The sequence below is a fragment of the Polynucleobacter sp. 30F-ANTBAC genome (genome assembly GCF_018882385.1).
Classification (GTDB): Bacteria; Pseudomonadota; Gammaproteobacteria; order Burkholderiales; family Burkholderiaceae; genus Polynucleobacter.
The window spans coordinates 2494-2897 of the sequence record NZ_JACVON010000004.1 but is presented as its reverse complement, the minus strand read 5'-3'; the positions used below and the strand labels follow the sequence as shown (position 1 = coordinate 2897).

Genomic DNA, 404 nt, shown 5'->3' with positions numbered 1-404 from the left:
ACTGGGATCGCACCTGTGTAGTTAGCAACTGGCACAAAGCTATAGCTACCATCCGCATTGATCGTTAGCGCACCAACGTTCGGAATCGTTACAGGACTACCCACTGCTTGAGTACCTGATATACCAGCAATGGTATATCCAGTAATCGTTAATGGATTGCCTTCTGGGTCAGTTGCATTGAGAAATAAACCAGTATTAGCAACCACTGTCAGTGTCGTATCTTCTGTGACACTATTAGTTTCATCACCATCAGTTGGTGAAATATTTGGATCGTAAATCGTGCCAGTCGCTTGTGCGTTACCTAAGGTCGCATCCGTCTCACCACTACCTAAGGCTAGGTTCATGGTGAGCGCTTCGCTCACTTCATAAATCGCATCTTGCGTCGCCGTGATCGTAAACACTGG

Annotated in this window: 1 protein-coding gene; it reads right to left on the bottom strand. The window is 46.5% G+C overall.

The window, feature by feature from the left end:
• Positions 1-404 (bottom strand): cadherin-like domain-containing protein (locus ICN28_RS09440; RefSeq protein WP_216288261.1); only part of this gene is annotated, 404 nt, incomplete at both ends.